This is a genomic window from Pseudomonas sp. LB3P25 (assembly GCF_054897985.1).
The window spans coordinates 2,650,772-2,676,545 of sequence record NZ_CM142711.1; the positions used below are offsets into that span (position 1 = coordinate 2,650,772).

Annotated in this window: 22 protein-coding genes and 1 pseudogene; 3 read left to right on the top strand and 20 right to left on the bottom strand. The window is 57.0% G+C overall.

What is annotated here, in order from left to right; genetic code table 11:
* Positions 1–126: 126 nt before the first annotated feature.
* Complete coding sequence (locus tag ACYZTW_RS11940) at positions 127–786, bottom strand: methyltransferase family protein (RefSeq protein ID WP_462005016.1); 660 nt, start codon at positions 784–786, stop codon at positions 127–129.
* Positions 787–850: 64 nt separating this feature from the next.
* Here ACYZTW_RS11940 and ACYZTW_RS11945 point away from each other — a divergent pair.
* Positions 851–925 (top strand): annotated as a pseudogene (locus tag ACYZTW_RS11945) (DUF6124 family protein); the annotation flags it as partial.
* A gap of 26 nt (positions 926–951) precedes the next feature.
* On the opposite strand, the gene ACYZTW_RS11950 reads toward ACYZTW_RS11945, so the two are convergent.
* The 7 genes from ACYZTW_RS11950 to ACYZTW_RS11980 all read right to left on the bottom strand — a co-directional run bounded on the left by ACYZTW_RS11950 (position 952) and on the right by ACYZTW_RS11980 (position 10,714).
* A complete protein-coding gene (locus ACYZTW_RS11950) occupies positions 952–1,800 on the bottom strand; it encodes an aminotransferase class IV (protein ID WP_462005017.1) in 849 nt (282 codons plus the stop codon).
* A gap of 14 nt (positions 1,801–1,814) precedes the next feature.
* Complete coding sequence (locus ACYZTW_RS11955; RefSeq protein ID WP_462005018.1) at positions 1,815–2,741, bottom strand: 2OG-Fe(II) oxygenase family protein; 927 nt, start codon at positions 2,739–2,741, stop codon at positions 1,815–1,817.
* The gene (locus tag ACYZTW_RS11960; RefSeq protein ID WP_462005019.1) at positions 2,728–3,690 is read right to left on the bottom strand and encodes a hypothetical protein; all 963 of its coding nucleotides are present in this window, start codon (positions 3,688–3,690) and stop codon (positions 2,728–2,730) included. Before ACYZTW_RS11960 ends, ACYZTW_RS11955 begins: the two co-directional genes overlap by 14 nt.
* A 48-nt stretch (positions 3,691–3,738) precedes the next feature.
* Positions 3,739–7,122 (bottom strand): ATP-binding cassette domain-containing protein, encoded by a 3,384-nt coding sequence (locus ACYZTW_RS11965; protein WP_462005020.1) that lies wholly within the window; start codon positions 7,120–7,122, stop codon positions 3,739–3,741.
* Positions 7,123–7,126: 4 nt separating this feature from the next.
* Positions 7,127–8,212 carry a cupin domain-containing protein gene (locus ACYZTW_RS11970; RefSeq protein WP_462005021.1) on the bottom strand — a complete coding sequence of 362 codons (1,086 nt, stop codon included), beginning with the start codon at positions 8,210–8,212 and terminating at the stop codon, positions 7,127–7,129.
* A gap of 25 nt (positions 8,213–8,237) precedes the next feature.
* The gene (locus ACYZTW_RS11975; protein ID WP_462005022.1) at positions 8,238–9,404 is read right to left on the bottom strand and encodes an ATP-grasp domain-containing protein; all 1,167 of its coding nucleotides are present in this window, start codon (positions 9,402–9,404) and stop codon (positions 8,238–8,240) included.
* Between the two features lie 371 nt (positions 9,405–9,775).
* Positions 9,776–10,714 (bottom strand): GlxA family transcriptional regulator, encoded by a 939-nt coding sequence (locus ACYZTW_RS11980; RefSeq protein WP_134098824.1) that lies wholly within the window; start codon positions 10,712–10,714, stop codon positions 9,776–9,778.
* 123 nt (positions 10,715–10,837) lie between these two features.
* Between ACYZTW_RS11980 and ACYZTW_RS11985 the strand changes: the two genes are divergently transcribed.
* Complete coding sequence (locus ACYZTW_RS11985) at positions 10,838–11,629, top strand: SDR family NAD(P)-dependent oxidoreductase (RefSeq protein ID WP_462005023.1); 792 nt, start codon at positions 10,838–10,840, stop codon at positions 11,627–11,629.
* Positions 11,630–11,697: 68 nt separating this feature from the next.
* Positions 11,698–12,627 (top strand): pyridoxal-phosphate dependent enzyme, encoded by a 930-nt coding sequence (locus tag ACYZTW_RS11990; protein ID WP_462005024.1) that lies wholly within the window; start codon positions 11,698–11,700, stop codon positions 12,625–12,627.
* A gap of 52 nt (positions 12,628–12,679) precedes the next feature.
* On the opposite strand, the gene ACYZTW_RS11995 is transcribed toward ACYZTW_RS11990, so the two are convergent.
* From ACYZTW_RS11995 to ACYZTW_RS12050, 12 genes are all read right to left on the bottom strand, one after another.
* Positions 12,680–12,997, bottom strand: coding sequence for a DUF2388 domain-containing protein (locus tag ACYZTW_RS11995; RefSeq protein ID WP_111449117.1), 318 nt, complete (start codon positions 12,995–12,997; stop codon positions 12,680–12,682).
* A 303-nt stretch (positions 12,998–13,300) separates the two neighbouring features.
* A complete protein-coding gene (locus ACYZTW_RS12000) occupies positions 13,301–14,608 on the bottom strand; it encodes an OprD family porin (protein ID WP_462005025.1) in 1,308 nt (435 codons plus the stop codon).
* 101 nt (positions 14,609–14,709) lie between these two features.
* Positions 14,710–15,282, bottom strand: a complete 573-nt coding sequence (locus ACYZTW_RS12005; protein ID WP_462005026.1) for a PPC domain-containing DNA-binding protein — start codon at positions 15,280–15,282, stop codon at positions 14,710–14,712.
* A gap of 118 nt (positions 15,283–15,400) precedes the next feature.
* Positions 15,401–16,978: an aldehyde dehydrogenase (NADP(+)) gene (locus tag ACYZTW_RS12010; protein ID WP_462005027.1), complete on the bottom strand. Its 1,578-nt coding sequence runs from the start codon at positions 16,976–16,978 to the stop codon at positions 15,401–15,403.
* A gap of 31 nt (positions 16,979–17,009) precedes the next feature.
* Positions 17,010–17,969, bottom strand: coding sequence for an amidohydrolase family protein (locus ACYZTW_RS12015; protein ID WP_462005028.1), 960 nt, complete (start codon positions 17,967–17,969; stop codon positions 17,010–17,012).
* Positions 17,962–18,921 carry an amidohydrolase family protein gene (locus ACYZTW_RS12020; protein ID WP_462005029.1) on the bottom strand — a complete coding sequence of 320 codons (960 nt, stop codon included), beginning with the start codon at positions 18,919–18,921 and terminating at the stop codon, positions 17,962–17,964. The genes ACYZTW_RS12015 and ACYZTW_RS12020 overlap by 8 nt, the downstream gene beginning before the upstream one ends.
* Before the next feature lie 15 nt (positions 18,922–18,936).
* Positions 18,937–19,395: a thioesterase family protein gene (locus tag ACYZTW_RS12025; RefSeq protein ID WP_462005030.1), complete on the bottom strand. Its 459-nt coding sequence runs from the start codon at positions 19,393–19,395 to the stop codon at positions 18,937–18,939.
* Between the two features lie 40 nt (positions 19,396–19,435).
* Complete coding sequence (locus tag ACYZTW_RS12030) at positions 19,436–21,334, bottom strand: TRAP transporter large permease (RefSeq protein ID WP_462005031.1); 1,899 nt, start codon at positions 21,332–21,334, stop codon at positions 19,436–19,438.
* A gap of 15 nt (positions 21,335–21,349) precedes the next feature.
* On the bottom strand, positions 21,350–22,393 hold the full coding sequence (locus ACYZTW_RS12035) for a TRAP transporter substrate-binding protein (RefSeq protein WP_462005032.1): 1,044 nt from the start codon (positions 22,391–22,393) through the stop codon (positions 21,350–21,352).
* A gap of 179 nt (positions 22,394–22,572) precedes the next feature.
* On the bottom strand, positions 22,573–23,781 hold the full coding sequence (locus ACYZTW_RS12040) for a CaiB/BaiF CoA transferase family protein (protein ID WP_462005033.1): 1,209 nt from the start codon (positions 23,779–23,781) through the stop codon (positions 22,573–22,575).
* A 1-nt stretch (position 23,782) separates the two neighbouring features.
* Positions 23,783–24,562, bottom strand: coding sequence for an enoyl-CoA hydratase-related protein (locus ACYZTW_RS12045; RefSeq protein ID WP_462005034.1), 780 nt, complete (start codon positions 24,560–24,562; stop codon positions 23,783–23,785).
* Positions 24,563–24,634: 72 nt separating this feature from the next.
* Positions 24,635–25,774 (bottom strand): iron-containing alcohol dehydrogenase, encoded by a 1,140-nt coding sequence (locus tag ACYZTW_RS12050; RefSeq protein ID WP_111448778.1) that lies wholly within the window; start codon positions 25,772–25,774, stop codon positions 24,635–24,637.

Sequence of the window (25,774 nt, forward strand, 5' to 3'; positions counted from 1 at the left end):
TGTGGGAGCGAGCCTGCTCGCGAAAGCGGTCTGACATTCAACGAAGATGGTGAATGTGAGATTGCTTTCGCGAGCAGGCTCGCTCCCACAGGGGGGCATCGCCGCCACATTAGGGGTGTGTTTGTTTCAGTAAACCCCGGGAATCAACCGCCAACTGCGGGCGCAGTAAGCCTCGTATTCGTTGCCGAACTGCGCCCTTAACAGCCCTTCTTCGGCGTGAATGCGGGCAATCAGCGGGATCAGCGTCACCGCGGCCAGCAACAGGCCAACGCCGGAACGAAAGGCCAGTGCCCAGCCCACCGCAGTGATCATCAGCCCCAGATAACTGGGGTTGCGCAACGTGCGATAAATCCCGTCGGTGACCAGCGTGTGCCCCGGCTGAATCGCCACCAGTCCGCTGAAGCGCTTGCCCAGCACAAACACCGGCCACAGCCGCAGCGTGCCGCCGATGATGAACAGCAATGCCCCGAGCCAACGCACACCTTCGCCACCCAAGGTCCAGAAATCGATTCGGTCGGTATAGGCCGGCAGGTACCCGCTCAATAATCCGATCACCCCGAACGCCGGCAGCACCCAGCGATTGGCCCGGTCTTCACGTTCGCCGGAACTCAGGTTGACCTCGGTGAACAAGGACGCGATGGCCATCACCAAAGTGGCAAACACAATGACCACCAGCTGAGCATGAGAGAAAAACGCCGATAATCCGCCAAGCCCCCACACCGCGAGCCCAAGGTAGGCGAGGGTGGAAACAATGGCGAAAAACGCCAGTTTGGCCGAGATTTTCATCTGCACCTCCACAAACGGACCTGACACCGTTCATTGTAGATACCGTCTTGAACCTCACCGAGCGGCAATTCAACAGATCATCATGCTGGCGAAATTGGCGGTGAATCGAGCGTCGGATGACGTCGATCCGCAGGAATAGGCCGCTAATGATTGCTCCCCTGACAGTCAGGGCGATACGCGCATCACGCATTTTTTGTATTCAGTTGCCAGCAACTCGATCCACCGGTTCTTTTCATACAGCACATGGTCGATGCAGCAAATTTCGGTGATTTCCATCGCCGTTCCACATAAAAAGGCGCCGTCAAATTCTTTAATTTCCGAACTTGAAATGTCGCGCTGTACCGCTTGCAGATCCAGCACCGGGGAGAGTTCATCAATGATGACGCGTCGAGTGATGCCCGCCAGTGCCATTTCGGTCGTCGGTGTAATGAGTTGGCTGCCTTTCACAAAAAAGATGTTGGAACCACTGGACTCGCAGACCGTGTCGGTTGTCGAAAGAAACAGCACATCGTCAAACGCCTCACCTTTGTCACGAAAGCTCAAGAAGCTGAGCGCATAAGTGGACGAGGTTTTCGCCTGATAGGGATGACAATTGGCGGACGCTCGTCGCCAACGGGCAGTCGTCAATCTGTAAGGCGTGGTCGTTGCCTTAGGCGCGAATGGCATGACAAATATCACTACCCTGCTGCGGCAACCGCGTCCCATGAAACTCACATCGGCCTCATCATAAAACACAATGATCTTAAGGTACGCGTCCAGAAGTCCGATTCGCGCCAGTAGTTTATTGCAAGCGTCGGTCAGCGTTGCATTTGTGTAGTGCAGGTCGTGTTTGAACAAATGGGCCGACTGTTGTAGTCGTTGCAGGTGTTCCTCGCACTTGAATATTTTGCCGTCATAACTGCGCATCCCTTCATAGACTGAAGAGGCATAGGACAGCGAGTGTGTGATTGGTGACAAAGTTATCTGATCATGCTGGAGGTATTCACCGTCCAGCCACGCGAGAGCGGTGGTCATAATCTATTCCCGGATTAGCTATTGAAATAGCTTTTACTGGCGGTATGGGAGGTTTGATTTTTTACGACTTCACGCGCGGTCAGCGCATTGTAGAACTCACCCTTGATCAAGCCTTCGCCTTCGTAGCTATTAGGGCGGCCACCTTGAAGTTTGAGTTCCTTGATGATGGATTCGTAGTCGTACACGGGGACGATCCTGAAGTCCATGCTGACACGCGTCATATTTTCTACATTCTCCGCGGTTCCGTGCAGGATCCGAGGATCAAACATCAGGCACTGGCCGTAACGCAGGTTGGTCGGCATGGCGTCAGTGCGTAGTCTCGCCATTAGTTTCGGGCGTTGCTTTGCATAATTGAAAAAAGCTACCCGACTTTCTTTGTATTCGTCGTAGCTGTAATTCTGCTCTTTGACGAATTTTTTCAGGGTGTCGATGCTGGTGTTTTTCGAGCAAACGCTGAGCGCCCTGGAATTTTTCACGTCGCAAAATGGCAGCCACATGTTTATTTGCTGGAAGTAATCACCCAGCAGAGTATCCGAATGGTGAGTGAACAGTTCACCATCCGGTAGCCTGTATCTATCATCCAGTTTGGAGGGAATGTGGTAACGAACCAGCGGATTGTGTTCGAATACGAAATCAAATCCCAAGTGATGGTATAGCCAGTGAACAAACTTGTAATATTCATTGATCATCGGCGCCCCCAGTGTTTGCAGTGGGTCATGCCAATGACCGGAATTTTCTAAGTGTATGCTGATTTCTTCTCGGCTCAAACATTCGTGTATTTTATTGAGTGGGAAATCATTTCTGATGTTGTAGCGACTGGCCAGCGTTTTTTGAAGTGTTCCTGCCAGGTCCAGGGTTGACGTTGGGTAGTCCATGATAGAGACGCCATTCTCTATAATGTGTTCACTGCACAGTTGCTTGTTGATATCAAAAAAAGACATGAAAAACTCCTTGTTGGCTGTCTCTCTTAATTGAAAAATCATACATTTGGTTTTTGTTGGTTGTTCTGATAGGTATTAGCCAGTTTTCCAGATCGATCACCAGGTTGGAACCCATTCGCTTCTTTATATCTATGGCGCCACGACCCAGGCAGTTGAGCTGAAAGCCAAGTTCGTCGGCCACTTTGTACAATTGATAGTAATCGCTGATGTACAAGTTAAGTCCCGCCGGAACTTGACTTCGGTCCTGACCTTGGACCAGTTGGGAGAAAACGCCTTGTTGCTCATCCGCGTAGCTAAGGGAGCCATAGATAGGTGAATTGGTCGATTTTTCGTAGTTCATCTTTATGTAGTATTTTGACCCTTCGGTCGAACGTGCGAGTGACTGCATTACCTCAAGGGAATAGAGGTTTCTTACGTGCTGATATTTATCCACGTTGAATGACTGAAGCGTGGAAAACGCTTCCAGAACCTTGCTGTTCTCGGACAACTCGCCAAGGCGATACACTTGTGTATGACAAAGGTCTTCGGCCCTTCGTGTCAGGCGCACCATTTCTTTGTATTGTTTCCTGCCCATGGAAGTGAGCAGGCAGGCGTCGAGCGTTCCTTTAACCCGCAAATACGCTACTTGCATAAATGGCACCGGAATAATCTCTTTTTTGTATTGCTGACGTAGCGAACTTGTGGTTTTTTCCAGGGACGGGACTAGCAGCCAGTCCGCCGATTGTGCTTCTTGTGTAAGTTTGTCTAGGTATTGCGGATCAGGTCGTTCGGTCACCGGCAGGTAGAAAAATCCTGGAGCCACGTAGGCCTGTTCCTCATGCAAGGCGCCGTGTTGAACCACCGAGCCTTTGAGCGTTGCTTCCCAGTGGGCTAATCCACGCAGGGGTAGTTGTGGGCTGGAGACACCATAGCTGATACAAAACGCATCTCGTTGCGCGTGTAACTCCATGTTTGCGATCCTTGTATAACCACTCATGAGGATGTGTTCAGGTATGATTTATACTGTTTTTTCAATCAGTCGCTTTTCTTGATTGAAATTAAAATTTCTATTTCCACACGCCGAAAGTTTAGGGTTGTGAGTAATGATGAAGAACAGAGTGTTCGGCAGCGCAGCAATGATTTTGTTGATTAGCTTAACTTCATCAGAACTGTTCAGCTCTGAGGTAGCTTCATCAAGGATTGCAATTGCGGGAGCGTTGATTGTCAGGTCAAGCAACGCAAGTCGTTGAAGTTCTGACTTGCTCAGGTTTATTTCACCACTCCAAGGGACATGCTGATTAAAGCCATCCTGTAATTGCTCGATAATGTCCGAGAGTCCGAGATAAGCCGCCCGTTGGTTGAACTCTTCCAGAGACGGATTATTAAAGTGCTCGGCCAGAGTGCCCGGTTTGAATACGGGGCTGGAGGTCAGTAACTGAATTTCCTCTGCATGCCGGCGAGTCAGATACACGTCAGTGCCGCCCAATGTGGATATCTGCCCCTGACTTGGGAGCAGAGTGCCCACTACCAGATTGGCAAAAGTTGATTTGCCAACGCCACTGGCTCCCATAATCACAACGACTTCATTCATATGGAATGACTGATTGAACTGTTCGAGTACCGTTGTACCGCAGCTCGGGTTAACAAACGTGACGTGGGAGAAGGACACCAACGGCGCATTGGGGTTAGCCTTTGTCTGTACTGGTGTTGTTGGCGTCTGGGTACTGACAACCACCAGACGATCGGCACTGTCCAAGACTTGCCGCAGTTCAACGAGGCATCTGCCTAGCCGTGCAAAAATCGCAATCAGACTGTAAGAAAGACTGACCGCCAGCACGTTTGCCATGCTGAACCTGCCCGTTCCATGAAAGTAAATCGTTGACGTGACGATGCCTAACAGGAAAAAAACTCCCATCAAATCCAGCTTGTAGCTATACCAGCGACGCGTCGCGGCATTGTCTAGAGAGGAGAATGCCCGAGCGGCCAGGCTGGGGGTCAACCAGTCCAGAATTCTTGAGTTGCCAGGGACAATATCAAATCTGCCTCCCCCCCAGCTCAGCGCCTGTACTCGTGAAAACAACACAGAGGTAGCGTCGATTTCCCTTGTATTGAACCGCTGTAACAGTTCGTCGGATCGTCTTGCACCGCGCCAGTAAAAGAGGCCAATGACAATGAAAGGAAAAAGTACATAAATGTTGTTCAGCACTACGTAGCCTGTCGTTATCGACAATAGCGTTGCAGCGCTGACGGTTTCCAGTAGCAGGACCGGCAGTACTTCGTCGACGCGTCGCTGGTCCCATGTCAGCTTGTTTTGACTGTCGCGATTAACGTCTTGAATCATGTTCTGATCCAGACCGGGGTTCATCAAGTTCGAGAAGTAGTGGACGCATTGGGTCGATGCTGCATCAATGCTTTTCCTGACAGTGATCAGCGCCCCGGAAATCGAGAGGACAGCACTCACGAGTAACACACAGGCTAACCCGATCAAGGACAAGTGTAAGTGTGTGCTCAGGCACCCGCTGGCAATAAGGTAATCGCCAGCAATAGTGAACATTTCTTTGAGGGCGAACAGCGTGAAGGCTATCAGCGTGATTTTCAAGATGCCGAAATCAAGCAGGCTTCTTATTACTGATCTTGAACTGACTTGTGGCTGCTCTGCTGAGTCACTACCAGAGTGCGGCTCTGTTTCTATCGCTCGTATATCCGAGACAGGCTTAACATTGCTTGCGCGGGCGGAGCTCGAACGGGCCGCAGCCTGATTGGTTTGTACGTTTGTGATGATGCCATCCGCCACTGTCCAGACTTCCTGGGCGGCCTCTATCTCTTCCTGCTTGTCCGAGACGAATATAACGTTTGTGTCGCGCCATGGTCCTTGCAGAAGTGATATGAGCAGCCCCGTTGCGAGGGGCTCGTCGAGGCCAGAGGTGGGTTGGTCAATGTAGACCCACTCCGGTTGCGCCACTAATACTCGGGCCAGCTCGAGGCGTTTACCCTGACCTCTGGAGACGTCCCAGTGGGTATCCCCGCCATGGCTCCGTTCATTGAGGTAATCAAAGTAAAAATGCTCGGGTAAGCGAGACAGGGCGATGGCATTGCGGGCTTCTTGGTCTGAAAAATCTCTGCGATAAAGACTCAGGTTTTCGCGAAGACCGCCGGCAAATATCCAGGGTTCGTCCGGAATGAAGGTCCCTTGGCCGGCTGTGGCACTGAAAAATTCGGCGCTGTTTCTCAGCACGGAAGTCTTTCCGCTGCCAGCGGCACCGACAATAGCAATATGTTTGGCGGTAGTGGTAGGCAGCGGTGCCGTTTCGAGGGAGGGGCGTGAGCTGGCGTTATCGCCACGAAGGTAACGCTCAATGTTCTTGTGACCGACAAATCCTTGAGAGATGCTTTGCACAATGTCCGGAATATTATTAGCGACCGATCTTAACCCGCCGATTAATGCGATGGCGGCCAGCACCCCAGGCGCATCGACATGACCCAAGTAGACAAGTTGTAACAATGCCGCACTTAATAGTGCTGCAATGGGCGTCATGGTCGAGATCAGGCTGATTGCCGCGACCAGACGGGCAGCTTTTTTCAGTGAGGCTTCTTCAAGGTTTCGTCTAGTCACATAGTCCTGAATCAGTTTTAAATTCCAGTTTTTAAGCCAGGCCTGACGCCGGTTTTTTGTAGCGAATGCACCTATCTCTATGCGTTGAGTGGAGTTCAACGAAAGCTGCTCGTAGGTCATGCTCAGTCGCTGGGCAAACCAGAACACAGCCAGTGAGCTGAGGACAATGACAGCCAGGGCTGCCAACGCACTGGCTCCCAGGGCAATGAAGAAAAACGTTGAGGTAAAGATGACCGTGGCGAGCGCCAGAGAGATGGTTATCAGTCCCGTCCATGACGACTCGACACGTGCCGCTTCTCGGTCAAACATGGTTGTGAGGCTGAGTGGGGACGAACCATACTGCGCAGTGTTTCTTTTGAGAAGAAGGCGTTGTTCCACATAGGAGCGACTGCCAACACCTACCAGTTCAGCGAGAAAAAACGTGTGGTTGAGTGCCAGCCAGGCGCAGTAAGTCAGCACTATGCAGGTGGCACCAAGTGTCATGTTTGATGCGACTGTTGAGTCGCTCAGCATGAGTTGCGCCAGGAGTGACCTGAGTGTCATAGCGGCGCCAAATGCCGCAGCGGTATGCACACCGATTGCCACTAACGACAACACGATATCCCGTTTGAGAGCCGAAACAATCCTCACATGAAGCCGTCCAGTCTCGGTTTCTTCCCGGGTATCCTGTATCGCCGCGTCACGCCAGCGTCGCCAGCGTGAAGCTTGGACCGAGCGCGATCCTCGATTTCGCTGAGGTTCAGGGATCTGAAACCACAAGATCGTTTTCAGGATTTCTGCAATCTTCATGGGGTCAGTTATATACCGGTGCAGGTTGAGGTGTTGTTTGTGTTGCACGGACTGGGAGATCTGAGCAAGAGATGTCAGCAAACCTATCGCAAAGCAGGGTGATCATGTGCCAGCCTTCGCTCAAGTTTCCACGCAGTTCTTCGATTTCCTTGGGAGATGCCTGGTTCAGCAGTTCTATACCCATGCTGACGTGGCTGCCGTCATCTTCGCCGTGTTCCTGGAAGTGCGACATGCTGGCGAACACTTGGGATGCTTCGCTGTGGAAAATCTCTCCGCTGCCTTCTAGCACGATGTGCATCAACAACGTCTTGATCATGTCGCTCTTGTAAAGCATCTGATGCCTGAACCATTCCATGGTGGACAGGAAGGCTGCATCCCATACGGGCGAGTGACTGGTCTCGCGTTGATTGCGCAGGTTGTTGTTATGTCCCAGTTCTTCCACCAAGTGTTCGAGCGCGATTTTCTTGTGTGCAGGATCAAGCGTCATTGCCACGCGTATATGCAGCAGGTCCTGAAACATGTCTGACCAGGTCTGTAGGCAATCGAGGAGTTTTTCGCGCACTTCAGGCTGATCGATCGATGGCGAATTGATCAGCGACAGGAGCCGACTGTTCCTGAAGTTCTCCAGATAGGCCTCGTTGTCTTTTAACAGCACATCAGCAGGCCTGGCAGTAGCTGTTTCTTGAGTCTTGAAGACGACATTCGGTTGAGTTGTGTCCTCGTACAGAGCCTTGCCGTTGAACTGGATGGATAGCGCCCAGAAACCATCGTTGGTGCCTTTGAAACCATGCAGTGAGTGGGGCGGCACCAGCACCATATCGCCTGCTTCGATATTACGTTCTGCATCGCCAAGGGTTTTCCCCGAGCCGTCACAAATCAGGATCAGGCTTGCCTCTGGATGCTTGTGAACTGGCAACTCTTGATCCTTTTCGAGTCTGACCCAGCTGATGGCCAGCTCGCTTCTGGACGGAATGAACTGGGCCAGTGCGGGATGTTGGGAGAATATTTTCACAACACCCAAGTCGTGTAAGACGCCATTTACCACCACGCTGTTGAGGGGGGCGATATCGCTTCTAGAAATAACTTCCATATCGTCTTTTCCTGTTGTTAATAAATTAACTTGCGGAACTGAGCCTGTTCAGATGACCAATGGCGGTATAGAACTTCTTGCGATCATTGCTGGCAATGACCACCAGGCCGACTTTGTCATCATTGGTGTGCGGTCTGCCCAGCGGGGGATTGGCTTCACCCATTGCTAGTCTAATGATGTCTACTTCTTGCATGTGAGCCCTAATCAAGTCCGGGTTCAGCGGTTCATAAAAAAGATGAGAGCCCGCAAATTCGTAATGTGTCAGATGGGTGTCGATAGTGTCTGATTCGGCCTCGCTGCTATGGAAGCGTAGTGTTTCTCTAAAAAGATCAACGTCAGTTGTCAGTTCAACCAACAAGCCGATGTAATCGCCACCGACCCGGTTATTAATCTCTATTAGACGAAATTTTTCTTCCGCTATTGTTACTTCAATATGACAAGGGCCATGTGTGTGATTAATGGCGGTCAGCAGGCGCTCGCAATAACGACTCAGCTCGCTGAATGTGTCGCTGTCGAGATTGTCCGGCGAGATGATGTGTTGCTCTTCTGCGGGCGATGTTTTGTACAGTTGTTTATTAGTGACGGCGAGGACTCGATGTTGTGAGTCGATGGTCAATGTTTCGACACTAACTTCCCGCCCGTTCAAAAACTCTTCCGCCAGCATGACAAAATTTTCCTGGTTGAGTCTATCCAGGGTGTCGAGTAGGGACGCAGAGTCTTTGATGATGAAGACGTTTTCGCTGCCGGAGCCCTTTGGGTCTTTTAGGACCATTCCGTTTGGATAGCAGTTGAAAAACGCTTCGACATCACTTCGGGTTTTACAGATCTTGCTGGCAACGGCAAATTCAGTATGTTCTAGCTTGGATCGCATCTTGGGTTTGCAGATGCATATTTCGCAGGTTTCGTAATCGATGCCAGGGATGGCGTAATGTTGACTTGCACGCGCGGCGGGCAGCAACCCCGCCTCTGTGAATGAGAAAATGAAATCGACTGGTTGCGTTTTTAGTATTTCATCCATTTTTTCGAGGATGGTTATTTCGGAAAAATCATTAACAATATGAATGTTGTTGGTAAGCGATGCGAGATTTTTGCCGAGTGACTCAGAAAGTTGCAGGACGATGAAATTAAAGCCTAAGTTTTCGTAGTGCATGAATGTTTCGTCATGTCCGCCTATCAGTACAATGTTTTTCATGGGGCTCCATTGTTAGCGAGTGGGTCGGATGTTAATGCCATTGAATCTTTTTTAGAGATAACATGGCTTCGGTTTTAATGGGTGGAAAATAGCACGTAATAAGTTGTTTGATTGTTGGTGTGCGATAGGTGTTGTCTATAACTGGATATTAGCTAGGTTGAAGTGGGTGGCAAGTGGTGGAGAGAAAAAAAGACCTATCTTACAATTGCTGCGCGACATGCCTTAATTTGTTGAGAGGTATTTCCTAAAGGCGTGTAAGTTGTTTCCTTCAGAAAGGTTAGTGTACATATACAGGTGTTTATCTAGAACTCAAGTCGGGCCATTCCTTTGACCCGAAACTTGCGCTTGCTCGGTGAGGTTTAAGACGGTATCTACGCCGAACGGGCATTACGCCGAATCACCTGTGGCGGCTGCCCGAACGCTCGAAGGAAGGCTTCGCGCATGCGGCGGCAGTCGCTGAAGCCGGATTCTTCGGCGATCTGATCGAGGGTCAGGCGCCCGCGTTCCAGCATCTGCCGCGCCGTTTCCAGGCGCAGGTTCTCGATGGCTTTGGCCGGTGATTGACCGGTTTCCGCCCGGAAGGCCCGGCTGAATTGACGAGGGCTGAGGCGCGCGACGTCCGCCAGTTGCTCCACCGACAACGTCTCGGTGAGGTGTTCTCGCGCATAGCCGAGTACGGTTTGAATGCGGTCGGATTTCGCTTCCAGTTCCAGCAGCGCCGAGTGCTGCGACTGGCCGCCCGCGCGGCGGTGGTACATCACCAGTTTCTGCGCCACGGAACGGGCCAGTGCGGCGCCGTGATCCTTTTCCACCATGGCCAGAGCCAGGTCGATGCCGGCGGTCATCCCGGCGGAGGTCCAGATCGAACCGTCGACGACGTAGATGCGGTCTTCTTCGACCTTGATCGATGGAAACCGCGCTTGCAGCTCCCGTGCATAAGCCCAGTGGGTGGTGGCGCGCCGTCCGTCGAGCAACCCCGCCTGGGCCAGGACGAACGCTCCGGAGCAGATCGACGCCGTGCGCCGTGCGGTTTTAACGCTGTCGCGCAGGTAAGTCAGCACGCCCTCGGGTGCCTGCTCGAGGATGGCATCGCCGCCCACCACAATCACCGTATCGAACACCCGCTCACCAAAGGCCTCGGTGCCGACGCTCAGCCCACCGGAAGCGCGCAATGTGCGGCCGTCTTCGGACAATACGCTGACGTCATAAAGCGCTTCGCCCGCGCTGAAGTTGGCGTACTCGAACACCGGCATGGCCGCCAGCGCCATGGACTGGAACCCTTCAAACACTACAAATGCCACGGAAGTCATCGAGATGTCCTCAAAAGGTCGTGTCCGAAAAACGTACTTTAAACGTCATTTGAGACGGGCGTTAGACCATTTATAACGGTTCACACCCGGCGAAGTTATCGCCTCACTGTGAAGGAAATCGACATGGCCCTCTCATCCAAAGGCACCGCACTGATCACTGGCGCTTCTTCGGGCATCGGCGCGGTGTATGCCGACCGTCTCGCCCGGCAGGGTTACGACCTGATTCTGGTCGCCCGCAGCCAGGCAAAATTGAACGCCTTGGCCAACCACCTGAGTAACGAAACCGGCCGCGCCGTGGAAGTGGTCGCCGCTGATCTGAAAGACAAGGCCGACTTGCGGCGGGTCGAAGAAATTCTACGCTCCGACGCCAGTATCACCCTGTTGGTCAACAATGCCGGGGTCGGCGCTGTCATGCCGCTGCTCGGCAGCCCCGTGGATGACATGGAAGACATGATCACCCTTAACGTTACCGCGTTGATGCGCCTGGCTTACGCGGTGGTGCCAGGCTTCGTCGCGCGTGGCACCGGGACGGTGATCAACATCGCCTCGATCGTCGCTATCGCGCCGCAAATCCTCAACGGCGTGTACGGCGGCACCAAGGCGTTTGTCCTCGCGCTGAGCCAATCGATGCACCACGAGCTGGCCGACAAAGGCGTTCGCATCCAGGCCGTGCTGCCCGGTGCCACCGCTACCGACTTCTGGAGTGAGGCCGGCAACCCGGTGGAAAACCTGCCGCAAGAGATCGTGATGTCCGCCCAGGACATGGTCGACGCCGCGCTGACGGGCTTGGCGAGCGGCGAAGTGGTGACCATTCCGAGCTTGCACGATGGCGATAAGTGGGACGCCTACGAAGCCCAACGCCAGACGCTGTCAGGCTTGTTCGGCAACTCCACGGCGGCACCGCGTTATCGCTGAGACGGTAATCGGGGGAGCAGGGTGAACTAAGCTTGGATTAGGACCGTTCACCCTTAAGGAGCTCCGCCATGCTTCACATCAGAACGCCCTTGATTCTGCATCCAGACCTGTCGACCCCGTCCCGACGAATCTGGCTCAAGCTGGAAAACCTGCAACCCAGCGGCTCATTCAAACTTCGCGGCATAGGGCTCTTGTGCAGCCAGGCGGCGGCGCAAGGTAAACGCAAAGTGATCTGTCCTTCCGGCGGCAATGCCGGGTTTGCCACCGCCGTGGCTGCCGCCAGCCTGGGATTGAAAGCCTGCATTGTGGTGCCGAACACCACGCCGGAAACCACCCGCGCAAAAATCCGGAAAACCGGTGCCGAGGTGATCGTCCATGGCAAGGTCTGGGACGAAGCCAATCTACGGGCCAAAGAACTCGCGCAGGGCGCGGACACCGAATACGTGCCGGCCTTCGATCACCCGGTGCTGTGGGAAGGGCACAGCACGATGGTCGATGAAATCCTCGAGGATTGTCCTCAGGTCGATGCGATCGTAATGTCGGTAGGGGGTGGAGGTTTGCTGGCGGGGATTCTCACCGGATTGATCCGCCACAAGCGCATGGACTGCTGGATCATCGCCTGTGAAACCCAGGGTTCTGCGTCTTTTGCCGCCGCTGTCAGTGCCGGACATCCGGTCAAATTCCCCCGGATCGATACGGTCGCCAGGTCGCTCGGCGCGACTCAGGTGGCCGCCTGGCCGGTGCAGCACATCCTCGATTTCCCCCACGAGTGCGTGGTGCTCAGCGATGAAGAGGCGATCATGGGCGTGGTCCGTTACGCCAACGATCTGCGTCAGTTGGTCGAGCCGGCGTGTGGCGTTTCGTTGGCGATCGGCTACCTGGACCATCCGGCGATTGCCGAGGCCCATGATGTGGTGATTGTGGTGTGCGGCGGCGTGAGCATCAGCGCGCAATTGGTGGCGGGGTGGGCGCGATTATCAGGCGCGGAAGCAAGGTAGGGCTGCAAACGCTATCCGGGTGCTGCAAGCCCCACCGCTAGTTTTTCAGCCTTTATTGACCCGCTGCAACACCTTCCTGGACGAGGATGGCTCTGGCCAGGTCTTCGTCGCTGGCGTTGAGGCCGGGATGTTCCTGACGAATCTGCTTCAAGTATGACTCCAGATAAACACCACGAATCGCGCCGCCACTGGCAACGAAGCTGGAGGCGTCATCCCGGGCAGGAATCATGAGTTTGTGGTCCTTGAACGTCGAGTACAGCGATGCGGAAACCCCGGCTGACGTGGCGACATCGCCCGCATCCACTTTGGCCATAGCGGAGCCGAAGGGTAAACACAGCAAAAGGGAAGAGATGATAATCAGGCGGCGCATGACGGTGTCCTCTGAAAGCGTAAAGCAAAAAAGGAAGTCCCTCATCTTTAGGATGCGTGGTGGTCGTCAGGAGTTCCCTGTCGATGCGTGATCAGTCAAAAGCCGGCGTCTGAGAAAGCTCAGCCCTCGCCGCACACACAATAATCTCCACCCATAACGCTGGATCAGCCCGCTTTGCTTCGCCGCAAGCGCGGGCCGGGGCCCTTGGTCAGCACAGGCAAAGCGCTGACCCAGTGTCAGCGCTGAGTCAAAGAGGCAAGGCGAGCATCCTCCCATTGCGCGCAATCCCTTTAGGTCGCTCTGCTAAAGCAAAGGAATGCTGTAGCTCACGATCAAGCGATTCTGGTCCTGATCACGGGACGCCTCGCTGTTGGACTTGCCGTTACGCCATCCGAATCCGACACCTTTAAGCGTGCCGGACTGAATCACGTAGTCCAGCGCGATGTCCCGCTCCCATTCCTTCTGGGTATCGCCAGAGGTCGTCTTGATGTCGTCCCCGCTGAGGTACATGACGGACGCTTTCAGGCCAGGCACACCCATGGCAGCAAAGTCATAGGCGTATTGACCGAAGGCTGTGCGTTCGCCCGCACGGGTGAAGGTTTGAATCAGGCGGTCGGTGTACAGGTAAAGGCTGGAGCCGCCGGCACCCTTGTTGGCCAGACTGCCCTGATTGAGCTGCGTGAAGTTACTGCCGCTCGAAACGCTTTGGTAGCCCGCCGTGATTGCATGGCCACCCACCGTGTAAATCAGCGCGGCGCTCCAGGTTTTATTGTCGATCTCGCCATCATTGCCTTCGGTGAAGCCACTGATTCTATAGCCCGAAGTGCCCGAGCTGTTTTTACCGGATGAATCAGTCTTGAAGTAGCGCAAGTCGGTTTTCAGCGATTGACCTTCCGCGATCGTCAGCGTGTGGATCAGGCCGAAAAACTGCTGGGTGTAGTAGTCATCCAGGTTGGCGTAGTAATACTGGGCGGTCAGGTCCTTGGTGATTTTCCAGTCGCCCCCGGCGAAGTCGAACGCGTTGCTTTCACGGGTGCCGCCCGTGGCGGCCAAGCCCGTCTGATCGGTTGAGCCCCGGCCGGTGGCGTGTTCGATTCGTCCTCCGGTAAAGGTCAAATCCTTGAATTCACCGGAGGTGATCTGGCCACCTTCAAAGGTTTGCGGCAGCAGGCGACCGTCGTTGGCCACCAGGATCGGCAACTTCGGCATCAGCGTGCCCAGGCGCAGTTCGGTTTTCGAGACCTTGACCTTGCCGGTCAACCCCAGCCGGCTCCACTCGTCGACGGCGCTGTTATCGCTGTCCGAAGGAATCATCGAACTGCCGACATGCCGTCCTTTGCCACTGTCCAGCGTAACCCCCATCAACCCCAGTGCATCGACGCCAAAACCAATCGTGCCATCGGTGTAGCCCGACTTGAAATCGAGCATGAAACCCTGTGCCCATTCCTCGGTTTTCGAAGGCGCGGCCGTGCCGTCACGGTTGTCGTTATTGAAGTAGAAATTTCTCATCCCCAGCGTTGCTTTACTGTCACTCAGGAAGTCGGCGTGCGCCTGGGTGCTGAGTGCAATGGCACCCAATGCAAACGTCACCGCCGTTTTCTTGTTACTCATCTGAATCGCCCTTTTTTTGTAGTTTGTATTTGGGAGAGTGGCTCCCGCAGTAGCGGATGCCGGCAGCGTTCGATGCCTGCGGGAGCGTTATTTCGCCTGGCTTAAATACCCAACACGTTGGCGCCGATGCACGGGTCAATCCCGCGTTCCAGGCGACGCTGGTGCACGATCACGGTGATTTCCATCGAACCGGTGGTGACTTCAAAGTCGAGGATGTGGCCGCCGTACGCTTGAAACGTGGCGTCACCGGCGACGCCGTGCATATGGATGGAGGGCTGGTCGTTCTTCCAGGCCACGGAGCCGGTGATGCTGGCCATCTCGACACTGTTCAAGGTCTTGGCGTCGAAGTCCTTTTTGTCCTTGTTCCAGAAACCGAATTTCACATTGCCGAAGCCGATGCCGGTGATGGAGGCGCTCGGGATTTTTTCGGCGATGGCCAGTTTGGTCAGTTCCTTGAAGGCGTTGTCGCCCGTGCGCAGCACCATGAGGTAACCGGTCGGGGTTTTGGTGTAGCGCGGTGTGGCTTCAGTGGCACATTGCATGGGGGCTGTCGTCGCGGCTGGAGCGGTTTCGGCAACGGCCAGTTGAGCGCCTGCGGCGTTGATCATCACGGCGGCGGTCACGGCCAGCATCAATTTGCAAAAGCGGTGTTTCGGGTGAAGTTGAACGTGCATGAGACTTCCTCTGTTTTTGTTGTTGTGGGTTAAGGCGTTTTTTGAGGCGAGCGTGTCCGGCGCCTATTTTTCGATAGGCGACGGAGTTGTTATTTACGGTGGGTGTTAGTTCGGTGACTTACAGCGCATCACGGTTGCTGACACCGTCAACCAGTCGAGCAATGCTCAATGGGTTGGCGTTCTTCAGCGCGTCCGGCAGCAAACTGTCAGGGCAGTTCTGATAACAAACGGGACGCAGAAAACGATCAATCGCCAGCGTTCCGACCGACGTACCGCGAGCATCCGAAGTTGCCGGGTACGGTCCACCGTGAACCATTGCATCGCAGACTTCCACGCCGGTGGGATAACCGTTGAACAGCACGCGCCCGACTTTCTGTTCCAGCAGGGCCAAAACCTCGTTCAAGGTGCTGAGTTCCGAGTCTTCGACAATCAAGGTTGCTGTCAACTGACCGCGCAAACCGTGCAGTGCCTGGAGCAACTCGGCCTGGTCAGCGACTTCCACCACGATGGTGGTCGGGCCGAAGACTTCTTCCTGAAGCAACTCATCACCGTTGATCAACAGATTGACGTCGGCCTTGAATACTTGCGGCTGCGCCTGATTGCCCTGTTGTGAGGCGCCGGCCAGGTGCGTCATGCCGGAGTGTGCGTGAAGATTTTCCAGACCGTGGCAATAGCTTTTCAGTGCGCCGGCGTTGAGCATCGTCTGAGGGGTGTGCTCGCCCATCAGTGCGGCAAAACGTTCGAGAAAAGCCGTGAACTCTGGCGAACGTATGCCCAAAACCAAGCCGGGATTGGTGCAGAACTGACCTGCGCCCAGGACCACGGAAGCGGCCAATTCGGCAGCGATTTTTTCACCGCGTGCCTTCAGTGCTTCTGGCATCAGCAACACCGGGTTGATGCTGCTCATCTCGGCGAACACCGGGATCGGTTGAGGACGCGCCGCTGCCATGTCACACAATGCCCGGCCGCCACGCAATGACCCAGTGAAACCCACCGCTTGGATCGCCTGATGTTTGACCAGCGCTTCACCGACACTGCCGTAGAGCATGTTGAACACGCCATCAGGCATCCCGGTTTTCCTGGCCGCGCGAGTGATCGCATCGGCGACGTAATCGGCGGTTGCCATGTGGCCGCTGTGGGCCTTGAACACCACCGGGCAGCCCGCTGCGAGGGCGGAGGCGGTGTCGCCACCAGCGGTGGAGAAGGCCAGTGGAAAGTTGCTGGCGCCGAACACGGCGACCGGACCGAGCCCGGTGCGGTACTGGCGCAGGTCGGGGCGAGGCAACGGTTGACGGTCGGGCAGCGCACGATCAATGCGGGCGCCGTAGAAATCACCGCGACGCAGCATCGTGGCGAACAGGCGCATCTGGCCGCTGGTGCGTGCCCGCTCACCTTGAATACGGCCGGCGGGCAGGGCGGTTTCCCGGCATACGAGGGCGATGAACGAGCCGTCCAGCGCCTCAAGCTCAGTGGCTATAGCCTCCAAAAACTGAGCGCGTCGGGCAGCTGAAAGGTTACGAAAGATCGGGTAAGCCGTGGCCGCCGCTTCTGCGGCCGCATTCACTTCTTCCACGGTCGCCTGATGGAAACGATACGGCAGTGCTTCGCCGGTACTGGCGTCGTGGCTTTGAAGAGTGCTCGAGCCTTTAGCCGAACGAGCGCCTGCGATGTAGTTGTGGCCTGAAACTTCAAACATGGGAACTCCTGAAGGGCTGTTCAAATGAGGGTCAAGTGAGCCGGTAAATACGTCGGGCGTTGTCATGAAACAGGGCAAGCCGATCCGTGAGGGAGCGGTCGCTGACAATCGTTTTGAAGCCGTCGAAGATCTCGCTCATGCCGTTCACTACACCGTCGACCGGGTAATTGCTGGCAAACGCACAGCGACTGACATCGACAATCGATATCGCGTCGTTCACCACCACGCGGTTCGACTCGACGGGCCAGGCCTCGCCGGGGATGCAGATGCCGGAAATCTTCAGGGCAACGTTCGGCTCCCGTGCCAGCAACGCGAGGTTTTCACGCCAGCCGGCCAACCCTTCTTCCGAACGATCAGATGGCAGCGCCGTGTGATTGACCACAATGGTCACGTCAGGAAAGTCTCTGGCCAGCTCGGCCGCTTCCGCCAGATGCCACCATGGCGCCTGCAACTCGAAGTGCAGGCCATTTTCAGCCAGTTGTGCGTAGCCCTCGCGCCAACGAGGGTCACGCATGGAGCCGGGCGCCACGAAATCTTCGCGCCATGCCTCAAGGCTGCTGACCGCAGGTTTGTGGCGCACGCCGCGTACCAACGGATGATCGCCGTACTGGCGCAAGAGGTCCGATGCGTCTTCATGGTCAAGCCAGGCCTGCGCCACCGTCGCCGCCAGGGTCGGTTCGTTTTGTGCCAGTGATTCGACAAACCTCACCTCAGCGGCGGGCGTCGCGGGGTCCCATTCACCCTCGATGACGACGGTCTGCACGATGCGATGGTTGCCCGTCAGCCGACGATAGTCCTCAGGCAGAAAGTTGCGGCAGATCGACGAGTAATCGCCATAACGAAAGGGGCGCAGCGGGCGGTCGTTCAGCCACGGGTAGTAATGGGCCTCGATATCGAAATAGTGCTGATGGGCGTCGACGATGGGTAAGTCCGCATCCTCGCCGCTGGCCAGAAAGCGCGCGCGCCAGTCGATTAAGGATGGGTTATCCATGCTGTTCCTCCAGACGATAAAAGCGTTGTGCATTGCCGGCGAACACCGCTTCCTGCACGGCACGCCCCAGTGGCGCGAGCATCGCGGCCACGCCATCGGCAATCGTGTCGTAGGACGCGCGCAATCCGGCGACCGGGAAGTTGCTGGCGAACATGCAGCGCTCGGGGCCGAAGATCTCCAATGCGGTCAGCACCACGATCCGGTTGTCGTCGTAGTTCCAGGGCGAGTCTTTCAGCCCGAACTCCGACAGCTTGATGTGCACGTTGGGCTGCAAGGCCAGCGCTTCCAGGCCCTTGCGCCAGCGGGTCATGCCATGCGGGCTGCGATCCCAGGCGAAACCGGTGTGATTGAGGGCGATCTGGATTTGCGGAAACATCGCCGCCACTTCGGCGGCCTCGACCAAGTGCCATGGCGGCACGCGCAGGTCCCACGACAGACCGTGGTCAGCCAGACGCGAAAAGCCTTCCAGCCATTTCGGGTCCTGCATGGTTCCCCTGGAGCCGGTAATCGACACATCGGGCGATGCCGAGGTCACCGGTTTGGAGCGTATGCCTTTCACCAGCGGCCTGGCGGCCTGAGCCGCGAGAATGTCCGCGCTGTCCTCACGGTCGAACCAGGCATGGGCAACGATGGCATTCGGGAAGCCGTAACGGGCATTCACCTGTTCCAGCCAGCGCGTCTCGGCGACTTGCTCATCGCGAGCACGTTCGGCCTCGACATGCACCGTGCCCACCAACCGTTGTCTTTCGGTCAGGGCAAGAAAGTTTTCCGGCAAGAAATCACGGCAAAGGCTGCGATAGTCGCCGAGAAAAAAATCTTCGTGGTACTCATCCTGCAGCCAGGGATAGCGACCATTGCCCAAGTCCCACAGGTGGTGGTGAGCATCGACAATCGGTAGCGCATCCTCGGCCGCAAGGTTGGGCAAGCCGTTGCGTTCGTGCAGCGTGATCATGACGTGCTCCCTAGCTCAGCGCGACGAGGCGAATTGGGAAGGGCTGAGCACGCTGTCTTCGACTTCCCCTGCGGCAGCCGCCTCGGCCTTGGCCTGAACGCGGCTGCGCAGTTTGGCGACGTTCACCACCACCCGGGTATGCGCCGCCGTGGCCACTAGCTCGACGTCATCGCGCACTTCGACGTTGAAGGTGACGCTGCGACCCTCGATCCGGGTAACCGTGGCGACGATACTGACCGACATGCCCAGCAACGTGGCCCCGACGTGGCGGATGTCGACGGCCGCACCGACGGTGTTTTCGCCCTCATCGAGGAAGGTGAGCAGGTAATCAAGGCAGGTCTGTTCGATGTCATCCACCAACCGGGGCGTGGCATAGATGCGCAAGTCCTCGCCGAGAAACGAGATGGTGCGTTCCTTGTCGACGACCAGTCGGCGTTCGGTGGCGGTGCCGGCTTCGAGTGTGGAGAAATTCATGAGAAACCTCGTATTTGAGTGCTGACAGTCAAAAAGTGATTCAGGCGTTGGGCAGGAAACCGATGGAAATCCATGGCACGGCGATCAGCACGCCCAGGGCCACAACGAGTGCGCCGAGATACGGCCAGACCCGGCGCATGGCACCGCTGGGGTCGACCTTGGCGATGGCGCAAGCGGCATAGAAACCCACGCCAAACGGTGGGGCGAACAAACCCAGGCCCATGGCGAAGATCGCGACCATGGCGTAATGCACGTCGTTGATGCCCATGGCCTTGGCAATCGGAAATAGCAGTGGCCCGAACAGCACGATGGCCGGGATGCCTTCCAGAAAACTGCCCAGAAGGATGAACGCCACGGCGGAGATGATCAAAAAGCCCATCGCGCCACCCGGCACCGTCGACATCACCTGCGCCAACTGGTGCGAGAAGCCCGACTGGGTCAATGCCCAGGCCATGGCGGTCGCGCTGCCGATGATGATCAGGATCGCGCCGGACAGCGACGCGGTGCTGACCAGAATCGGATACAGGCGGCGCCAGTCAAAGCAGCGGTAGCACAGCAAACCGACGACGAAGGTGTAGGCCACGCCGATGGCGGCGACTTCGGTGGCGGTCGCGACCCCTTCAACCACCGCGGTGCGGATCACGAAGGGCAGGGCCAGTGCCGGTAATGCGACCAGCAGCGAGTGGCCGATTTCTTTACCTGAGGCGCGTTTGCCGGTGGAAGCCTCGCCTTTGCGGTTTTTCCACCAGATCACCGCCGCCATGGCGATGGCACCCACCACCGCCGGCATGAAACCACCGGTGAACAGGGCGGAAATCGACACGCCGGTCACCGAGCCAATCGTGATCAATACCAGGCTCGGCGGAATGGTTTCCGACATCGCCCCGGAGGCATTGAGCATCGCCACCAGTTCGTTTTCATCCTCACCGCGTTTTTTCATTTCCGGAAACAGCGCCGGTGCGATGGCCGCCATGTCGGCGGCCTTGGAGCCGGAAATGCCGGAGATCAGGTAGATGGCCCCGATCAGCACATAAGACAGGCCGCCACGTACATGGCCGATCAACGAGCAGAGGAAGCGGATCATCGCGCGAGCCATGCCCATGGCTTCGATCAATGCACCCAAAAACACAAACAACGGGATGGCCAGCAAGATCAGGCTCGCCATGCCTTCGTCCATTCGACCCACCACCAGGGTCAAGGGCGTGCTGGTCATGGTCGACAGGTAAGCCACTGTCGCCAGGCCGAACGCCACCATGATGGGCACGCCGATGACGATCATGGCCATCACGCCAATCATGAAGAAGACGACCAGGTTCCAGTTGCCCATCAGCAGCAGGGTGCCTTCCGCCACCCACAACAACGCGGCCAGGGAGGCCAGCATCGCCACCGACACGGAGAAGTCGATCAATCGGGCGCTGGTCAGCAGGCGCGCGACACAGGTCATCAGCATCAGGCTCAGACCGACCGCAATGGCTGACACGCGAAAGGCGTTGGGGATTTCAAGGGCGGCGGTGGTGATGATCCACTCGTCGCTGACGTACTCCCAGGCCGGCGTGAACAGCAACCCAATGAACGTGATGACGATCACGGCGCCCAAGGTGTCGACAAAGGCGCGTTTTTCCAGCGGCAGCCGCCCGATGAACGAGGTCAGCCGCATGTGCTCGCCTCGACGCATCGCCACCACTGAGCCGAGCATCGCCAGCCAGAGAAACAACAGCGAGGCCAGTTCGTCGCCCCAGACGATGGGTTGATTGAGCACGTAGCGCGAGAACACATTGCAAAACAGCAGCGTGACTTCGATAACCACCAGCAACGCGGCGCTGCCTTCGGTCAACCAGCGCAGCCCTGTGTCCAATGCACGACCGAGACGAAACGTGGTGGGGCGCGTGCTGAGTCCTTCAGCGGGAGAAACATCCGTCATTGGTATTTCGTTTTTCATGACCGTGTCTCCGGCTTAGGACAGTTGACCCGCGTACTGCTCCAGCAAGCTCCAGGCTTCATCGCCGTACTTTTCTTTCCATTGGGTGTAGAAGCCTTTGGACTGCAAATCAGTCCTGAACAATGAACGGTCGACTTTGTTGAAGGTGATGCCATGGGCGGTCAGGGACGGCTCCAGGCTGGCGTTGAGATCGATCACCTGTTGACGCTGAATCAGCGCGGCGGCGTTGATCTGCCGGGAGACGATTTCCTGCACATCTGCGGGCAGTTTTGGAAAGGTCTTGCCCGACGCGACGATCCAGAAACCGCCCCAGATGTGGTCGGTCATGGAGCAGTATTTCTGCACCTCATAGAAGCGCGCGGCCTCGACCACCACCAATGGGTTTTCCTGACCGTCGACGACTTTGGTCTGCAACGCCGAGTAGGTTTCGTTGATGCTGATGCCGGTAGGGGAGGCGCCCAGGGCACTGAACATGGAGGTCCACAACGGGCTGACCAGCACACGCAGTTTGAAACCGGCCAGGTCTTGCGGTGTGTAGATCGGCCGGGTCGAGCTGGTGATCTGACGGAAGCCGTTGTTCCAGACTTTCTCCATCGGGATCAGGCCGACCTTCTCGGTCTTGGCGCGCACGTACTCGCCCAGCTTGCCGTCCAGCGCGGCCCACACACTGTCGTAGTCCTTGAACGCGAACGGCATGCTTTCGATCGACATGGCCGGCACCAGCGTGGAGAGAATCGCGCCTGGCAATGGAATGAAGTCGATTGCCCCGGCGCGCACCTGGGACAGCATGTCGGTGTCGCCGCCCATGGCGCCGTTGGCGTACACCTGCAGGTCCACGGCGCCGTTGGTTTCGGCCTTGATGGCTTCGGAAGCGGCCTTCATCTGTTTGTTCAACGGATGGGTGTCGGGCAGGCTGCTGGTGTAGCGCAACACAATGGGTTTGGTGGCGGCGAAGACGCTGGAGGGCAGCAGGTTGGCGGCGAATGCGCCGCCGACGGTGACGCCGGCAGACACTAGAAATGATCGGCGGCTGACGGCCTCGGTCAAGATACGGCTCATGATGTTCACCTTCTTGTTTTTGTTGTTGTTTTAAAAAAACAGCGGATCAGTTAAGTGAACGCTGTTCCCTGTGGGAGTGAGCCTGCTCGCGAATGCGGTGGGTCAGTCAACATCAATATCGAGTCTGACGACCTCATCGCGAGCAGGCTCGCTCCCACAAAATTCGTTTTGCCGGCGGTTCAGGAGGCGAGTGCCACCACTGCCTGGGTTCGAATCAATTCGTCGATTTCATCTTCCGCGTAGCCACTTTCTTTCAACACTTCGCGGGTGTGCTCACCGAGCAGCGGGGCATGCCGACTGGTCGGCAGCGCAGCGTTGTCCATGTCGGAGAAGTGAATCGGCAGGCCCATGCCACGCACCCGGCCTTCGGTGGGGTGTTGGGTCTCGACGACCATGCCGCGTGCTTCGGTTTGCGGATGAGCCAGCGCCGCGGCGATATCGAGGACCGGCCCGGCAGGCAGGCCGAGGCTGTCGAACAGCACCATCCATTCATCCGTAGTGCGCGCGACCAGGACTTCGTTGAGGATTTCCACCAGGGCCAGACGGTGCTCCATGCGCAACGCGTTGCTGGCGAATCGTGGGTCGGCTTCGAGTTGTGGCACGGCGAGCGCCTCGACCAGCCGTTCGTAGTTGGCCTGGTTGGCGGCACCAATGTTGATCCAGCCGTCCGCCGTGCGGAACACCTGATACGGTGCGCTGGTGGAGTTGGCCGAACCCATCTTTGGCAGGATGGTGCCGTCGGCGAAATACGCCGCCGCCGGCCAGTACATTTGTTGCAGGCCGGCTTCGAACAACGAGGTGTCGACCATCTGCCCGAGGCCGGTTTTCTGTTTGGCGGCGTACGCCGCGCAGATGCCGAGGGCGGCGAGAATGCCGGAGTTGATGTCAGCCACTGGCGAGCCGGCCTTGACCGGCTCACGCCCGGCTTCACCGGTCATGCTCATCATGCCGCTCATGCCTTGGGCGATCAGGTCGAAGCCGCCTTTTTCGCCAAACGGGCCACTGCGGCCGTAGCCGGAAATAGCACAGTAGATCAGCCCTGGATTGAGGGTTTTCAGCGTTTCATAGCCTAGGCCGAATTTCTCCATGGTGCCGGCACGGAAGTTTTCCGTCACCACATCGGCGTCCATCAAGAGGCGGCGCAACACGTTGCGCCCGCCCTCGGTTTTCAGGTTCAGGCCAATGCCGCGCTTGTTGCGGTTCACCACCATGAACGAGGCGGATTCACCGCTTGCCATGATCGGCGAGAAGCGGCGCGAATCATCACCTCCCGGGACTTTCTCGACCTTCACCACGTCGGCACCCATGTCGGCCAGCATCATTCCGCACACCGGGCCGGACATGATGTGAGCCAGTTCTACAACGCGCATTCCTGTCAGCGGTCCCATGTTATTTCCCCTTGAATTGTGGTTTGGCTTTCTCGATGAAAGCGTTCAGACCGATCTGAAAATCTTCGGTGTCGTAGCAGAAGTAACTCGCGTCAATCTGCTCGACGGTGGGAGCAACGCCGGCCTCAAGCTGGCGTGCGGCCCGGCGATGCCAGCGGGCGACGAGGGGCGCTCCATTGGCGATGCGCTTGGCGGTGGCGAGGGTTTCGGACTCGACCTCGGCATCGGGTACGACGCGGGTCACAAGGTTTTTTACGTAGGCGTCATTGGCGTCGAGAATGCGGCCTTCGAGAAGAATCTCCAGGGTCGTCGAGCGTCCTGCCAGCGCCACCAGACCGGCCATTTCGTCATACGACATGACCAGCCCCAGCTTGCCGACCGGCGCGCCGAAACGGCTGGAGGTGCCACAGATACGCAGGTCGCAGAGCGCGGCGATTTCCAGGCCGCCGCCGACACACACGCCATGGATCATCGCGATCACCGGGTGCGGGCAGTCGGCGACAGCGCGCATGGCCGCCGAGGTGACTTCGGCATACTCCCGGGCTTGAGCCAGGTTGGCGCGCACGCTCGGGAACTCGCTGACATCGGCGCCAGCGGCGAAGGCTTGTTCGCCGGCACCGCGCAATATGACGCAGCGCACGGTGGCGTCTGCAGACAGCTCGGTCATGACATCACCCAGGTCCTGCCACATGGACAAGGTCAGGGCGTTCATTTTCCCTGGGTGGCTGAGGGTGACGGTGGCAAGGGTGTCTTGCCGGTCGATAAGGACGGTGGGCTTCATGATTGTTGCGCTGGCGTCGGTTCAACCGACGACGCGGCTGCCTCCTCATTTTTTATTGTTGGATAGCGACTGTTACAACGACTGCGCGAGCATCGACAGGTAGTCCGCGGACGATGCTTCACGGGGGTTGGTCTTGTGGCTGTGATCGTGCAACGCGCCTTCGACGATGCCGGCAAACAGGCTTTCGTCGACGCCGATTTCGCTCAGGCGGGTCGGCAGGCCCAGGCGTCGGGTCATGTCTTCGATGGCTGTGCCGATATTGGCGCCGGCCTCAAGGCCCATGGCATGTCGCAGGCGTTCGAGCTTGCGTTCGTCGCGAACGGTCGGGGCGTTGGCGTTGAAGTCCACGACCGCTGGCAGAAAGATGGCGTTCAAGGTGCCGTGGTGCAGCTTCGGATTGATGCCGCCCAAGGCGTGGGACAGGCTGTGCACGCAGCCCAATCCCTTCTGAAAAGCGAGTGCGCCCTGCATCGACGCGCTCATCATGTTCATCCGGGCTTCGCGATCGCCGGGTTCGGCGGTGGCGCGTTCGATGTGTTCCCAGGCGCGCCACAAGCCGTCGAGGGCAATGCCATCGGCTGCAGGGTTGAAGGCCGGCGCCATGAACGTTTCGATGCAATGAGCGATCGCGTCCATGCCGGTGGCGGCGGTCAGCATCGGTGGCAGACCCAGGGTCAGTTCCGGGTCGCAGATGGCGACGCGAGGCACCACATAAGGTGAGATGACGCCCACCTTGCGACCATCGTCGAGAATCAGGATGGCGCCTCGGCCGACTTCACTGCCGGTGCCCGCCGTGGTGGGAATGGCGATCAGCGGCGCGGTGGCAGAGGTGATGCGATCCAGTCCGCCTTCGATCACCGCAAAGCTGTGCAGGGGACCGTCGTGCGTGGCGCAGACAGCGACGCCTTTGGCCAGGTCGATGGAAGAGCCACCGCCGACCGCGATGATGCCGTTGCACTCGTCGAGATGGTATTGCGCCACGGCTTCACGTACGGCGTGCTCGTTGGGGTTGGACGGGGTGGCATCAAAAATCGAAGGGGGAAGGCTGGCGCCGAGGGCCGCGATGACCTTGTCGACGATGCCGGCATTGCGCACGCCGATGTCGGTGACAATCAGCGGCCGGGTAATGCCCGCGCGCTCGGCTTCGGCTGCGAGATGCTGCAGGCTGTCGTAGCCGAACTGGATCTTGGTGACGTAATTGATGAGGGACAT